The organism is Alistipes sp. UBA6068 (assembly GCF_949428155.1).
GTDB lineage: Bacteria > Bacteroidota > Bacteroidia > Bacteroidales > Rikenellaceae > Alistipes > Alistipes muris.
In genome coordinates, this window is sequence record NZ_CASQFS010000008.1 from 1 (window position 1) to 14,781 (window position 14,781).

The following is a 14,781-nucleotide window of genomic DNA, read 5'->3' on the forward strand; positions in this document are numbered from 1 at the left end:
TCACAATTCACAATTCACAATTCACAATTCACAATTCACAATTCACAATTCACAATTCACAATTCACAATTCACAATAAAAATTTCCGACGGGTAGAGCCACCACCGAACAACACCCGAAAAACAAAGCCAGTCTCCGATTCGGAAGCTGGCTTTGTTTTGAATGTCGGAACCGGACTATTTGGAAGTGCGGAACCAATCGACGTCGATCCACCCGGCATCGTTCTTATGGACCTGGGCATCGGCGAAGTAACCGACCTTGGCGCCGATCCAATGCCCGGCCTCGGCGGTGAAAGCGTCGCCCAACTCGCGGAAGCGCTTGCCGTCGGTGCTGAACGAAAGTCTGCAAACCAGCCGCGGCGTAGTGTCGTCGTTCCACTGCTGCTCGAAACGACACCGGAACCACACGTCGACGGGCTCGCCCGAAGCGGCGAACGGCTGCGAAGCGTCGGCAGTCTCGGGAGCGCCCTTTTTCATGGCGCGCTTGCAGGTGGTCCGCTCGACGAAGAGCCTGCCGTCGGCATAACGCAGCCCAATGGTGGCATAATCGTGGCCCATGACAATCAACCCGGCGCGGTCGCCCTCGTAGGAGGGATGGAAACGGAGCTTCGTAGTGGCGGTATAGGTCGGGGCGTTGATTTTCTGCAAGAGCAGATTGCCGTTGTCGGAGAGGTTGCGCCAACCCTCGGGGCGGTTGCGGCAATAAAGGCGAAGCTCGCCGTCGGAGGGGTTGGGGAAGTACCAACCGAGCTGGGGATTGGCATGCCACTGCCATTGCAGCCCGAGCCTGCGGCCGTCGAACTCGTCGCTGTCGGCAGGCGTGCGGACGGCGCTTTTGACGCGGGAAGCAGGCTTGCGGAAAGTATCGACGGGCTCGCCGATGCCGTCGCCGTTGCGGTCGACGCCGACGATGCACCAGTCGTCGTCGGACCACGTGACGGGCTGAAGATGAACGACCCGCCCGTAGGCATACATGTCGACGAAGTGGACGAACCACGAATTGCCCTCGACGTCGTCGACCAAACCGCCCTGGTGGGGGCCGGGAGTCTTGGTATTGCCCTGGTGGAGCACGGTACGGCACTCGTAGGGGCCCCAAGGCGACTTGGAACGCAGGACGATCTGCCAGCCGGGCTTGACGCCGCCCGCGGGAGCGAAGACGTAATACCAGCCGTTGCGCTTGTAGAACTTGGGACCCTCGACGGTGGGATGGTCGCCGTGGCCGTCGAAAATCAGAACGTCCTCGCCGATGAGCCGCTCGCCGTCGGGCGTCATTTCGCAGACGCTCAACACGCTTTTCAACCCGGCGCACGACCCGGCCCAACCGTGGACCAGATAGGCCTTACCGTCGTCGTCCCACAAAGGGCAGGTGTCGATGATGCCCAGCACCTTCTTGATGAGGAGAGGTTCCGACCACTCGCCGCGCGGGTCCTGCGTTTTGGTCATGTAGATGCCGACGTAGGGATTGCCCCAATAGATATAGTACCAACCGTCGTGGAAGCGGATGGAAGGCGCCCAGACCCCCTCGCCGTGGCGGGGCTTGTCGAAATGGTCGTAGGGCGGCTGCTGGGTGAAGACGGTGTTGACGATTTCCCAGTTCACCAAATCGGTCGAATGGAGAATCTGCAACCCCGGGGCACAGTTGAACGACGAGGAAGTCATCCAGAAATCGTCGCCCGTGCGGGTGACGTCGGGGTCGGAATAATCGGCGTAGAGCACGGGATTCTTGTACTTGCCGTTGCCCAAATCGGGCGTCCAGACAGTCTGTGCCGAAACGGCAGCGGCCGAAAAAAGGCCGAAAAGCAAAAAGAGTTTTTTCATAGGTCGATGGATTGGAAACGGCCCGTCCAGTCGCTGCGGAACTGCTCGGAACCGGTCTTTTTGGCGAAAATATGCTCGGGCGTGTAGTCGGCGGCCTCGTCGTCGGAGAGCTCGTGCGACCACGCCACGCGGCGGCTGCGGTCGGCACCGGGGCCGCAGCAGCGCCACTCGGCGTAGAACGAAGTGCGCTCGCGGGCGGGGTCGCGCCAGTTGTGCCACCCCTCGGGGCGGATGGCGGCGGGAAACTCGCACCGAAGCCACACGGTGCGTGCGGTGGATTTCCAAGGCCGCCCGAGGTAGACTTTCGTCACGCCGTCGGCGGCCGTCACGCGGCAATCGCGGAAGACATAGCCGTACTTGTTGCGCTCGGTGGTCGATGCGGCTGTAATGTAGCTGTCGGCCTTGCAATGGATCGTACAGCCGTCGAACAGGACGATGGAGGGACCGAAGATGAAATCGGTGGTACCCTCGATATACGTATCGACGACATGGACGCGCGAAACATACCCCTTGGTGAAGAACGTATCCTGGTCGCCGACAAGCGCGCAGTCGCTCACCAAGATGCGGTCGCCGCGGGTTTCGAGCGCCACGGCCTGCCCCACCCTGCCGGCGTCGTTGGCGACGGTGAGCCCTTCGAGCCACACGTCGTCGGCCTGGAGGGACATGGTATAACTATCGTAGGTGGTCAGTTCGTAACCGTCGACGACCTTGCCCGAGAAGTCGCTCCAAACGATGCGCACGCTGTCGCGACCGCCCACGCCGACGATTCGGACCTTGTCCTTGTAGACGTCCAAGGTGACTTTCTCGCGGTAAGTACCGGGCATGATGCGCACGGTGCGCCACGCTGCGGGCTTGGAAGGCAACGCATCGAAACACGCCTGCACGGAGGTGAAATCCCCGCCGCCGTTGCAGTCGACGACATACACTAACTTCTCCTGCGCCGCAACGCAACAGCCGCACAGCAAAGCGAAGAAAAGGAGGATTCGTTTCATTTTACAAAGATTCTTCGCTGACGCTCAGAATGACACGATACTGCGAAAAGGACGATTTTCAATTCTTAATTTTTCATTTTTAATTACAAGGTAACGCCCGTCTTGAAGATGGCGATTTCCTTGAACCCGGTCTTCTCGTGGAGCAGGTGCTCGCCGTTGGCCGTGGCGAGAACCTTGGCGATGAAACGCTCCAGGACGGCCTGCGGCTCCTCGTCCTCGACGAGCGTTCCGGCGTTGAAGTCGATCCAATTGGACTTGAATTTCGAGAGCTGCGTATTGGTCGAAATCTTCATCGTCGGCACGAAAGCCCCGAACGGCGTACCGCGCCCGGTGGTGAACAACACGAGCTGGCACCCCGACAAGGCGAGGGCCGAAGCGGCGACGAGGTCGTTGCCCGGAGCCTGCAAGAGGTTGAGCCCCTGCCTGCAAATGGGCTGCGTGTACTTGAGCACGTCGACGACCTGCTGGGCACCGCCTTTCTGCACGCACCCCAACGACTTCTCTTCGAGCGTGGTGATGCCGCCCTTCTTGTTGCCGGGCGAGGGATTCTCGTAGATGGGCTGGTCGAACTTGCGGAAATAACCCTTGAAATCGTTGATCAGGCAGACCGTCCGGTCGAAAACCTGCCGGCTCTCGGCGCGGTCCATGAGGATGGTTTCGGCGCCGAACATCTCGGGCACCTCGGTCAGCACGGTGGTGCCGCCCTGCGCGATGAGCCAATCGGAGAAAAGCCCGACGAGCGGATTGGCCGTGATGCCCGAAAAACCGTCGGAACCGCCGCACTTGAGCCCCACGCGGAGGCAGGAAAGCGGCAACGGCCGGCGCCTGTCGGCGCGGGTCTTCTCGACGAGCTCGCGGCAAATCTCGAAACCTGCGGCGATTTCGTCCTCGACCTCCTGGGCGATGAGGAACTTCACGCGCTCGGCGTCCCACTCGCCGATGGTCTCCTTGAGGGCCGAAACCTGGTTGTTCTCGCACCCGAGACCCAGGACGAGGACCGCCCCGGCATTGGGATGCTTGATCAAAGCGGCGAGGGCCCGCTGTGTATTGGCGTGGTCGTCACCCAACTGCGAACAACCGTAATTATGGGTATAGACCCGCACGTCGTCGAGGTGCGAACAATCGCACTCGGCCTTGACGCGCTCGGCGATGGCCTGCGCCTGCCCGTTGACGCACCCGACCGAGGGGACGATCCACAACTCGTTGCGGATGCCCATCGTACCGTCCTTGCGGAGGTAACCCATGACCTTGGCGTCGCTCTTGGGATAACCGACCTCGTAGACCTTGGGCGCATAGGCGTACTCCAAGTCGTCGCGGAGGTTGGTTTTGAGGTTGTGGGAATGAATCCACGCACCGGCAGGAATCGGCTCGGCAGCGTGGCCGATGGGATAACCGTACTTGACGATGTTCTCGCCCTCGGCGATGTCGCGCAAGGCGAACTTATGACCGCGGGCGACGGTCTCGCGCAGGGTGACCTGCACGCCGTCGACGTCGAACGACTCGCCGGCCCAAAGGTTGTCGGCGAGGGCCACGGCGACGTTGTCCGCGGCGTTGATTTTCAGAAACCGTTTCATGGCTCTATACTCGAAAAAAGGGGCGGGCACGCTCTTCCTGCGAAGAACACCCGCCCCGGATGAACGATGGGTCTACTTGCTGAGGAACTTGTCCAACGCCTTGGCCATACCCAGTCCGCGGATGTCGGCGAGGTAAGCGGCGACGGCGGGAACGAAGCCCGGCACCTCGGAGAAATCGACGGTGAAGATACCGCTTTCTTTCACGATCTTCGCGACGGTGGCCTCCAAGTCGGCGGGATTCCAGTTCTTACGAATGAAATCGACGAACTCCTGCGTATCGTCGGGCTGGAACCCGCTTTCGGGACCGTAGAGCGACAACAACGCGGCGAACGTGAAACACTCGTGCTGAGCCACGCGCTTGGCCTTGAACCAATTGTCCTTGACGGTGGGATAATTGCGGGCCTCCCATTTCGACAGCGAATTGAGCGAAATGGACTTGAGCATGTGCTTGATATAGGGGTTGTAGAAACGCTCCAGAATCCCGGCGGCGAACCGCTTCAGCTCGGCCTGGTCCTCCTCGATCATGGGAATCACCTCCTCGGCGACCATGTCGTTGATGAACTTCTCGATAGCGGGCGTATTGAACGCGTCCATGACGGTCTCGCAACCCATCTGCAAGGCGATGGGCACCATGCCGGTGTGCGACCCGTTGAGAATGCGCACCTTCTTGTCGCGGAACTGCTTGATAGAGGGCATGAAGATGACGTGCAGACCTGCCTTGTCGAGCGGCAGCTCCTTCATGACCTCCTTGTAACCGGGACCGCCGATAGCCCAGAGGTGGTACAACTCGGCCTTGACGACGAGATTGTCGTCGAAACCTAACTCCTCCTTGATCTCGTTGATGGTGTCGCGCGGGAACCCGGGGACGATGCGGTCGACGAGCGTATCGCAGAAGTGGCAGTTCTGCTCGACCCAGTCGATGAAATCCTGCCCCAACTTGTTATACTCGGCGTGCCTGATGACGTACTCGTGGAGCGTGGAACCGTTGTTCTCGATGAGCTCGCAGCAGATGATGCAAAGCCCCTTGGAGGGGTCGCCGCCGAAGTGCTTGAAACGCTTGTAAAGCAAGGCGGTCATCTTGGCGGGGTACGACTTGGGCGGGCAGGCCGTGAGGTCGTCGCCCTCCTCGTAACGGATACCGGCCTCGGTGGTGTTGGAGATGGTGATCTTCAACTCGGGCGAGAGGAAATACTGCTCGTACTTCGCATAATCGACATAGGGATTGAACGAATCCATGACGCTCTTGACGAGCCGCACGTCCTTCTTGGGCTGCTTGTTCTCGATACCCTCCAGGTAGACGTGGTAGAGGTTGTCCTGCTTATGGAGCATGTCGATCATGCCGAGCACCTTGTGCTCGGGGTCGAGGATGGGCTGGCAGATGGCCACGCCCGAATTCATGACGCCCTTCTCGTTGGCGATGTCGATCTGCCAGTCGACGAACGCACGCAGGAAATTGCCCTCGCCGAACTGGAGGATTCTGACGGGCCGCTCCGGCTTGGAGACGGCAGACTTATTGAGCTGCTTGATCATTGCAATTGATTTGAGATTACTTCAACACGATAGGTTTGTACTTGGGCACGAGGCTCTTCATGATGAACCACGCGAACAGGTAAGCCACGGCGCAGATGCAGAAGACGATCATGTAACCTGCGGGCTTGCCGCTGAACCCGAAGAACGAGAACGCCTCGCCCTGGGCGGCGGAATAATCGAACAACATACCGGCCCCCTTGTTGATGAGGAACGAACCGATACCCCCGGCCATGGCGCCGATGCCCGTGATGGTGGCGATGGTCGACTTGGGGAACATGTCGCCGATGGTGGAAAAGAGGTTGGCCGACCAAGCCTGGTGCCCGGCGCCCGCGATACCGATGATGACGGCGGGGAACCAGACGGAAAGACCCTGCAACGGCTGTGCGAACAACGCCAGCAAAGGGAAGAAAGCGAAAATCAACATAGCGAGCATACGGCCCGAATAAGGCTCCATACGCTTCTGCTCGACGAAGAACTTAGGCAGGTAACCGCCGCCGATGGAGATGACGGTGACGATGAGGTAGAGCACGAAAACGAGCATCTTACCGGTGGTAGTCTCCATCGAATAACCGCACTCGGAGAAGTAGGCCGGAGCCCAGAAGAGGTAGAACCACCACACGCCGTCGGTGAAGAACTTGCCGACGATGAACGACCAGGTCTGCTTGTAACCGAAGCAACGGATGAACGGAATGGCCTTTTCGTCGTCTGCGGACTTGGTCTCGGCGGGCTGCCCGGCCTCGTCCTGCAACATGTAATCGAGCTCGGCCTGGTTGACGAACCGGGATTCGCGGGGCTTGTCGTACATGAAAATCCAAAAGAACATCCACACGAAACCGAGGGCGCCGATGATGATGAAAGCCATCTCCCAACCCCAAGCCGAAGCGAGGACGGGAATGGAGAGCGGAGCGACGAGCGCCCCGACCGAAGCCCCGGCGTTGAAGAGCGACGTGGCGAATGCACGGTCCTTCTTGGGGAAATACTCGGCGGTGACCTTGATGGCGGCGGGGAAGTTGCCGGCTTCGCCGAGGGCGAGGATGGCGCGGCAGACGAGGAACAACCAGACGCTGACGGTGGCGATGGCTATGGCAGCCTCGGTGCCGTACTCGACGGCGCGCATGGCTTCGAGCGAAGCGTAACCCTCGATGTGCATGGTGGCCCAACCGCAAACGGCGTGGAGACAGGCGCCGAACGACCAGATGCCGATGGCCCAAAGGTAACCTTTCTTGGTACCCATCCAATCGACGAACTTACCCGCGAAAAGGCAGGCGACGGCGTAGAAGATGGAGAAGAAACCCGTGATGGTACCGTAATCGGAATCGGTCCAATGGAACTCGGGGGCGATGAAGTCCTTCCAGGTGAGCGAAAGCACCTGACGGTCGAGGTAATTGACCGTGGTGGCGACGAACAAAAGCAGGCACATCCACCAACGCCAGTTCGTCATGTTTTTCTTGATATCAGTCATTTAAGATTTCCGGTTAAAAGTTTCGGTTGAATCGGGACGGCGGCAGCCGCGCGGCGAAGAACTTCCGCGCCCCTGCTGTCGGGACGCGGAAAGTCCCCGTCTACCCTATTTACCCCTTACGGCGGCGATGATGCCGAGGGCGAAGCGGCATTTCTCGGTGATGGCCTTCCACTCCTTGGCGGCGATGGCCTCCTTGGGGAAGAGCTGCGAACCCATGCCGACGCAGAAGACGCCGGCCTTGAACCACGCGGTGAGGTTCTCCTCGGTGGGCTCGACGGCGCCCGTAGCCATGATATTGGACCACGGCAGCGGCGCCTTGACGTTCTTGACGAACGACGGACCGCCGACGTTGCCAGCGGGGAAGACCTTGGTGAGGTCGCAGCCCAACTCCTGCGCCGTACCGATTTCGGTGACGGAACCGCACCCGGGCGTATAAGGCACGAGGTGGCGGTTGCAAACCTTGGCGACGTCGGGATTAAGGTAAGGGCCGACGACGAAATTAGCGCCGTACTGCATATAGAGGGCAGCTGTGGGCGCGTCGACGATGGAACCGATGCCCAACACCATGTCGGGGCACTCCTTGGCGGCGAACTTCACCAACTCGATGAAGACCTCCGAAGCGAAGTCGCCGCGGTTGGTGAACTCGAAAGCACGCACACCGCCCTCGTAACAAGCCTTGAGAACCTGCTTGGCGATCTCGGCGTCGGCATGATAGAACACGGGAACCATACCGGTCTTGCCGATGGCTTCCATGACCTGAGACTTATTGAATCTTGCCATTTTTTATAAAGTGAAAGGTGAAGAGTGAAAAGTGAATTTCCGGTTTTCAACGCGGTGCCATTCTGAATGAAGTCAAAGGCTCCGAAACAGAAGAATGACGACCGAAAATTTCCAATCGGAATTCAACTATGCGGCTGCGGTCTGCGGAACCCGCGGTGCAACTCCATGAGCTGCACCGCGAATCAGCCGGACAACCGAATTTTTAATTTCTAACGCTGTACGCGCCCGTTGGCGTTGCCGCCGGCCAAGGATTCGACCTCCTCGACCGAAACGAGGTTGAAGTCGCCGTTGATGGTGTGCTTCAACGCCGAAGCGGCCACGGCGAACTCGAGGGCCTCGCCCTGCGTGGGCTTGGTCAGCAGACCGTGGATGATACCGCCGGAGAACGAATCGCCGCCGCCGACGCGGTCGATGATGGGATCGATGTCGTAACGCTTCGACTCGTAGAACTCCTGGCCGTTGTAAATCATGGCTTTCCACCCGTTGTGCGTAGCGGAGAACGATTCGCGCAAGGTCGAAATGACGTACTTGAACCCGAACGTCTCGGCCATCTGACGGAAGATGCCCTTGTAACCCTCGGCGTTGGTCTCGCCGCCCTCGACGTTGGCGTCGGGCTTGAAACCGAGACACAGCTCAGCGTCCTCCTCGTTACCGATGCAGACGTCGACGTACTGCATCAGAGGACGCATGATGGACTGGGCCTTCTCCTTGGTCCAGAGCTTCTTGCGGAAATTGAGGTCGACCGAAACCGTGACGCCGTGGCGCTTGGCAGCCTCGCAGGCCAGGCGGGTGAGCTCGGCGGCCTTGTCGGAGATGGCCGGCGTGATGCCCGACCAATGGAACCACTGGGCTCCCTCCATGATGGCGTCGAAATCGAAATCGGCAGCGTCGGCCTCGGCGATGGCCGAGTGGGCGCGGTCGTAGATGACCTTCGAGGGACGCATCGAAGCACCCGTTTCGAGGTAATAGATACCTACGCGGTCGCCGCCGCGGGCGATGAAATCGGTCCTGACACCGTATTTGCGCAGTGCGTTGACAGCCGACTGACCGATTTCGTGCTTGGGCAGCTTGGAAACGAAATAGGCGTCGTGACCGTAGTTGGCGCAGCTGACGGCCACATTGGCCTCGCCGCCGCCGTAGACGACGTCGAACGAATCGGACTGAACGAAACGGGTGTTGCCGGGCGTCGAAAGGCGCAGCATGATTTCACCCAAAGTGACGATTTTCATAGGGTTATTGACGATTGATTAAAATTGGAAATAATTCTTGGCATTGCGGTAACATACGCCCTCGACGATTTCGCGGCCGATGAACTCGATTTCCGACGCGGGCAACAGACCCTGCTCGATGTCGTTGCCCAACAGGTTGCAGAGCGTACGGCGGAAATACTCGTGGCGCGGGTACGAGAGGAACGACCGCGAATCGGTGAGCATGCCGACGAAACGGCTCAAGAGACCCAGCGTCGAAAGGGCGTTCATCTGCTTCTCCATGCCGTCCTTCTGGTCGAGGAACCACCAACCCGAACCGAACTGGATCTTCCCGGCGCCGTAACGGCCGTCCTGGAAGTTGCCGAGCATGGTAGCGACGAGCTCGTTGTCGCGGGGATTGAGGTTGTAGATGATGGTCTTGGTGAGCTTGTCGTTGCGGTCGAGCATGTCGAAGAACTTGGACATGGCCTTGCCCACGGTGAAGTCGCCGATGGAATCGAACCCGGTGTCGGGACCCAACTGACGGAACATGCGCGAATTGTTGTCGCGGATGGCGCCGTAGTGGAACTGCTGGGTCCAACCCGTCTCGTGGTCCATGACGGCGAATTCGACCATCATGGCCGTCTTGAACTTGCGGATTTCCTCACGCGATAGCTCCGTACCGCCGAACACCTTATTAAAGATAGCGTCGATTTCGGCCTGCGTGTAATCCTCGGCGTAGAACTCCTCGATGCCGTGGTCCGAAAGGCGGCAGCCCACCTGCTCGAAGAACTTGTGACGCACGCGCAGGGCGTCGATGACGTCGGAGAACTTGCGGATTTCGACGCCCGAGACCTCGGAGAGCTTCTCGATGTAAGCGCGGAAATTGGCGGGCACCTCGACGGCCATGGCCTTGTCGGGACGCCATGTGGGCAGCATCCGCACGGCGAAACCGTCCTCGGCGACCTTGATATGGTGCTCCAGCGAATCGACGGGGTCGTCGGTGGTGCAGACGACCTCGACGTTGTAGTGCTGCATCAGACCGCGGGCGAAGAACTCGGGCTTCTGCAACTTCTCGGTGCACTCGTCGTAAATCTTGCGCGCGGTCTGCGGGCAGAGCAGGTCGGTGACGCCGAACGCCGTCTTGAGCTCCAGGTGGGTCCAGTGGTACAAGGGGTTGCGCATGGTATAAGGAACCGTCTCGGCCCACTTCTCGAACTTCTCCCAGTCGGAAGTATCCTTACCCGTGCAGAACCGCTCGTCGACGCCGTTGGTACGCATGGCGCGCCACTTGTAATGGTCGCCCTCCAGCCAGATTTTCGACAGGTTGTCGAAGCGGTGGTTCGAGGCCACGTACCCGGGAATGAGGTGGCAATGGTAGTCGATGATCGGCATCTTGGCGGCGTGCTCGTGGTAGAGCCTTTCGGCGGCACGCGTCTGCAACAGGAAGTTGTCGTCGTTGAACTGTTTCATGATAGGTATTTCGGTTTGGATTTCTACGCGGTTTTCGGAATGTAAAATTAGCACATTATCGGGAAACGCCAATGCGAAAAATTACCAAATTAAGTATAATATTTGCCAGTCCGATATATTAATTTGTCTTTCGGGTTGGCACGGAAGCGAAAAAGTACGTAATTTTGCAGTACAACCAACGCAAACAGATTCAACATCATGATTCGCAAAATCATTCCGGGCGCCGCCCTGCTGGCGCTCGCATCCTGTGCGCAGAGCGTGCAGATCGAAGTAAGCAACCCGACGCAGCATGCCCGCGAAGCGCAGACCGTGGAAATCGCGTGGACGGAACTGCGGGGCGTAAAGCCGGAAACGGTCGTGGTAACGGACGCGGAGGGCAAGCAGATACCCTCGCAGGTGATCTACGCCGGGCACGAAAAACCGCAGGCGCTGATATTCCAGACCGACGCCGAAGCCGGGCAGACGCTGCGCTTCACCGTCGCCGAGGGCGAACGCGAAGCCTACCCGTCGAAAGCCTACGGCCGCCAGGTACCCGAACGCTACGATGACTACGCATGGGAAAACGACAAGGTAGCCTACCGGCTCTACGGCCCGGCGCTTGAGACCTCGCCCGAGAAACTCATCACCCCGGGCATCGACGTATGGGTGAAGTCGACCGACCGCCTGGTAATCGACGAACGCTATGCCCGCGGCCACTATCACCACGACTACGGCGACGGCATGGACTGCTACAAAGTGGGCGTGACGCTGGGCTCGGGAGCCTCGCTGCCGTTCGCGGGCGGCAAGTTCTGGATGATGGGCCACAACTACGCCGCGCAGCGCACCCTCGACAACGGCCCCATCCGCACGACGGTGGAACTGACCTACGCGCCGTTCGACGTGGACGGCAAACAAGTGTCGCTGGTCAAGACCATATCGCTGGACGCGGGATCGCGCTTCTCGCGGATGGAAAACCGCTACACGGGAGCCGCCGAACTGCCGATAGCCGCGGGCGTGGTACGCCACGACGTCAAGGCGTTCGCGCAGGGCGAGGGCTGGTTCGCGCTGCGCGAAGCGGCTTCGGATTCGGCCGACCCGGCGAGCGACGGCGACATCTATCTGGCCATCGTACTGCCGGGCGCCGAAATCCTGCCCGACACGCTGGGCCATGCGCTGGCCGTGAAGACGGCGGCCGACGGCCAACCGCTGGTCTACTACGCAGGCTCGGGCTGGAGCAAAGGCGGTGTGGACGGCATGGACCATTGGACCGCGACCACGGCCGAAGCGGCGGCCGCGCTGCAAACACCCCTCGAAGTACGCATAGTCCGCTGACGAAAACCGACCACCGAAGAGACGACGAGGCCCGGGACCCGCTCCCGGGTCTTGCCGCAAAAAGGCACCGAGAAAATGGAAAACACCCGAAAAATAGTCACCTTCGGCGAAATCATGCTCCGGCTGACGCCGCCCGCGAACCGCCGTTTCGACCAAAGCCCCGTCTACGAAGTCACCTTCGGGGGCAGCGAAGCCAACGTAGCGGTGTCGCTGGCCAACTACGGCGTCCGCAGCGAATTCGTCACGTGCCTGCCCGCCAACAAGATAGCGACGGCGGCCGTCGAAGACCTGCGCCGCAACGGCGTGGAGACGGGCCGCATAGTCCGCGGCGGCGACCGCATGGGGCTCTACTACATGGAAAAGGCGGCGTCCATCCGCTCCTCGCAGGTGGTCTACGACCGGGCGGGCTCGTCGTTCGACGCGCTGCGGCCGGGGATGATCGACTGGGAGGAGACGTTCCGCGATGCGGGCTGGTTCCACTGGTCGGGCATTGCGGCGGCTGTGAGCGCCGACACGGCCGAAGTGTGCGCCGAAGCCATCGGCGCGGCGCGCCGGCTGGGGCTGACGGTCTCGTGCGACATCAACTACCGCAAAAACCTGTGGCGCTACGGCAAGACGGCCCGCGAAGTGCTTGTGCCGATGATGGGCGAATGCGACGTCCTTTTCGGCACGGACGACGAATACGCCACGGTAGCGGGCATCGGCGTCCCGACGCTGAAAAACCGCGAAGCAAACGACAAACTCGACCCGGCGGACTACGAAGCGGCAGCCCGGGAGACGGCGGCACGCTTCCCGAACTGCCGCATGGCGGTATTCGCCCTGCGCAACGTACTCAACGCCAACCACCATACCGTATCGGGCACCCTCAGCACCGAGGGGCGCCTGCTGACGACGCGGGTCTACGAAATCGAACCTGTGGTCGACTGCGTAGGCGTGGGCGACGCGTTCGTGGGCGGCATCATATACAGCCTGCATGCGGGCCGCACGCCCCAACAGGCGCTGGACTTCGGAGCCGCGGCCTGCGCGCTGAAGAACACCGTACCGGGCGACTACAACCGTATGACGGTCGAAGAAGTCGATGCCCTGGTGGGCGGCAGTGCTTCGGGCCGGATTGCGCGATAAGGAAATTTTTTGGGCCACAGAAACGGCCGCGCCACCGACCAGCGCCATACCCGCAAAAACGGCCGCGCCTGCGCGGCGTATGAAAAACCACCCTACGACGCCCCGAAACGAAAAGGCTGTCCCGACAATCGGGACAGCCTTTCTAACAAACGGCCGGACGGCCTACTGATTGGCCTGGGCCTGCTGGAACAAAGTGTTGTAAGTGTTGTACTTGTCCATGATGCCCTCCTCGTCGCGCAGACGGAAGCAAAGCTGCTTGAGCAACTGAATCGTCTCGAAGTGGTCGGGCTTGAGCTGGTGCGCCTTCTCGAAATAAGGCACGGCGGCGAGGTAAACCTCGGTCACGGCCTTCTGGTCGGCATCGTAAGCCGACTGGCTGTTGTAAGTGTTCTTACCGATGGCGTCGTTCATGGCGTCGCCCTTGACCGTGTACATGTAACCGAGGAAATAATAACCCTCGAACATCTCGGGCTGCAACTCCACGACCTTGGCGAACGAAGCGATGCTCTCGTCGTAGTTCTTCAACGCGAAGAACGTACGGCCGCGGCTGAACCACAAGTCGATATTCTCGGGATTCTCGGCGATGGCGCTCTCGATCATGGCCACCAAATCGGCCGGGTCGCCGACGTTGGGCTCCGAAGTGTAGAGCTGCATCAGCCCTTCGAGAATCCGCTCGTTCTTGGGGAACTTCTCGATACCGGTGAGCAACGCATCCTTGGCGCGCGTCACGAAAGCGGGATCGTTGTCCTTCTGACCGTAATAACTGTGGAAGAGGTAATAATAGATATTGCCCTCCTCGTCGGTATAACCCCGGTCGAGCGCCATGTTGAGGTACTCGGAACCGAGCGCGAACGATTCGGGGTGGTTAGCGCCGTCGAACGTACGCAGGTAACCCGCATAGTAGAGCAGCACGGGGTCGGCCTGCCCGTAAGCGGGACCGGACTGCGCCTCGAAAGCCTGCATGTAAGCGTCGGCAGCAGCCGCGGAATTGCCCAGGTCGAGCTCGGCATTGCCGGCCATCGAACAATAATCGCTGACCTGCTTGAGCCCGGCCTTGACCTTGTCGCCCGCCTTGGGGTCGATTTCGTAAGCCTTGTTGTAAGCCTCGATAGCCTGCGGAACGGCGTTGTCGACAATCTGGCGGGTCTGCTTCCAGGTAGCGACCTTACCGTTGCGGATATAGACCGTGAAATAGGGATACTCCCACGCCTCGCAGGGCTGCCCGCCGATTTCGGCCGCACTCACCGCTTTCGGCTCGCCGACGGCCAACTTGAGCATCGGGGCGTCCATGTTGGGGAAGAGGTTCTTGGTAGGCTCGGCAGCCGCCTCGTAGAACGCCTTGCCGCGGTTGATCCACGTCGAAGCCTTGCCGTTCTTCTTGGCGTCGGCGATGTCGGCATTGCTCTTTTCGATCTTGGAGCGGAAAGCCGATTCGTTCACTTTCTGGGCGTTCGCAACGGGAGCTGCCAGCATCAACGCTGCAAAAGCCATCCAAATCGTTTTTTTCATAAGTATGGAATTTAAGGTTTTACA

The 14,781-nt window shown here is 60.1% G+C and carries 11 protein-coding genes; 2 read left to right on the forward strand and 9 right to left on the reverse strand.

Translation table 11 applies throughout. From position 1 onward, the window contains the following. Positions 1-176: 176 nt before the first annotated feature. From QVG21_RS05905 to uxaC, 8 genes are all read right to left on the reverse strand, one after another. Positions 177-1,817, reverse strand: coding sequence for a glycoside hydrolase family 43 protein (locus QVG21_RS05905; protein ID WP_287923024.1), 1,641 nt, complete (start codon positions 1,815-1,817; stop codon positions 177-179). Then, complete coding sequence (locus QVG21_RS05910) at positions 1,814-2,809, reverse strand: pectinesterase family protein (RefSeq protein ID WP_287923026.1); 996 nt, start codon at positions 2,807-2,809, stop codon at positions 1,814-1,816. The genes QVG21_RS05905 and QVG21_RS05910 overlap by 4 nt, the downstream gene beginning before the upstream one ends. Before the next feature lie 83 nt (positions 2,810-2,892). Beyond that, a complete protein-coding gene (locus QVG21_RS05915) occupies positions 2,893-4,383 on the reverse strand; it encodes a UxaA family hydrolase (RefSeq protein WP_287923027.1) in 1,491 nt (496 codons plus the stop codon). 72 nt (positions 4,384-4,455) lie between these two features. After that, on the reverse strand, positions 4,456-5,913 hold the full coding sequence (locus QVG21_RS05920; protein ID WP_287923028.1) for a tagaturonate reductase: 1,458 nt from the start codon (positions 5,911-5,913) through the stop codon (positions 4,456-4,458). A gap of 16 nt (positions 5,914-5,929) precedes the next feature. After that, positions 5,930-7,375 (reverse strand): MFS transporter, encoded by a 1,446-nt coding sequence (locus tag QVG21_RS05925; protein ID WP_251214854.1) that lies wholly within the window; start codon positions 7,373-7,375, stop codon positions 5,930-5,932. Between the two features lie 105 nt (positions 7,376-7,480). Beyond that, positions 7,481-8,155, reverse strand: a complete 675-nt coding sequence (locus QVG21_RS05930) for a bifunctional 4-hydroxy-2-oxoglutarate aldolase/2-dehydro-3-deoxy-phosphogluconate aldolase (RefSeq protein WP_287923030.1) — start codon at positions 8,153-8,155, stop codon at positions 7,481-7,483. Between the two features lie 209 nt (positions 8,156-8,364). Then, positions 8,365-9,384, reverse strand: coding sequence for a sugar kinase (locus QVG21_RS05935; protein WP_251214856.1), 1,020 nt, complete (start codon positions 9,382-9,384; stop codon positions 8,365-8,367). Positions 9,385-9,402: 18 nt separating this feature from the next. Beyond that, a complete protein-coding gene (uxaC, locus tag QVG21_RS05940) occupies positions 9,403-10,815 on the reverse strand; it encodes a glucuronate isomerase (RefSeq protein WP_287923032.1) in 1,413 nt (470 codons plus the stop codon). Positions 10,816-11,013: 198 nt separating this feature from the next. Here uxaC and QVG21_RS05945 point away from each other — a divergent pair, with 198 nt between their 5' ends. Further along, the gene (locus QVG21_RS05945) at positions 11,014-12,126 is read left to right on the forward strand and encodes a BT3233 family polysaccharide utilization protein (RefSeq protein ID WP_287923034.1); all 1,113 of its coding nucleotides are present in this window, start codon (positions 11,014-11,016) and stop codon (positions 12,124-12,126) included. 75 nt (positions 12,127-12,201) lie between these two features. Continuing rightward, positions 12,202-13,248: a sugar kinase gene (locus QVG21_RS05950; protein WP_287923036.1), complete on the forward strand. Its 1,047-nt coding sequence runs from the start codon at positions 12,202-12,204 to the stop codon at positions 13,246-13,248. A gap of 162 nt (positions 13,249-13,410) precedes the next feature. On the opposite strand, the gene QVG21_RS05955 is transcribed toward QVG21_RS05950, so the two are convergent. Next, complete coding sequence (locus tag QVG21_RS05955; protein ID WP_251214860.1) at positions 13,411-14,757, reverse strand: tetratricopeptide repeat protein; 1,347 nt, start codon at positions 14,755-14,757, stop codon at positions 13,411-13,413. Between the last annotated feature and the right edge of the window lie 24 nt (positions 14,758-14,781).

Coding starts and splice junctions, on each gene's coding strand:
- QVG21_RS05905 (WP_287923024.1), bottom strand. CDS start 1,817: ATGAAAAAACTCTTTTTGCTTTTCGGCCTTTTTTCGGCCGCTGCCGTT.
- QVG21_RS05910 (WP_287923026.1), bottom strand. CDS start 2,809: ATGAAACGAATCCTCCTTTTCTTCGCTTTGCTGTGCGGCTGTTGCGTT.
- QVG21_RS05915 (WP_287923027.1), bottom strand. CDS start 4,383: ATGAAACGGTTTCTGAAAATCAACGCCGCGGACAACGTCGCCGTGGCC.
- QVG21_RS05920 (WP_287923028.1), bottom strand. CDS start 5,913: ATGATCAAGCAGCTCAATAAGTCTGCCGTCTCCAAGCCGGAGCGGCCC.
- QVG21_RS05925 (WP_251214854.1), bottom strand. CDS start 7,375: ATGACTGATATCAAGAAAAACATGACGAACTGGCGTTGGTGGATGTGC.
- QVG21_RS05930 (WP_287923030.1), bottom strand. CDS start 8,155: ATGGCAAGATTCAATAAGTCTCAGGTCATGGAAGCCATCGGCAAGACC.
- QVG21_RS05935 (WP_251214856.1), bottom strand. CDS start 9,384: ATGAAAATCGTCACTTTGGGTGAAATCATGCTGCGCCTTTCGACGCCC.
- uxaC (WP_287923032.1), bottom strand. CDS start 10,815: ATGAAACAGTTCAACGACGACAACTTCCTGTTGCAGACGCGTGCCGCC.
- QVG21_RS05945 (WP_287923034.1), top strand. CDS start 11,014: ATGATTCGCAAAATCATTCCGGGCGCCGCCCTGCTGGCGCTCGCATCC.
- QVG21_RS05950 (WP_287923036.1), top strand. CDS start 12,202: ATGGAAAACACCCGAAAAATAGTCACCTTCGGCGAAATCATGCTCCGG.
- QVG21_RS05955 (WP_251214860.1), bottom strand. CDS start 14,757: ATGAAAAAAACGATTTGGATGGCTTTTGCAGCGTTGATGCTGGCAGCT.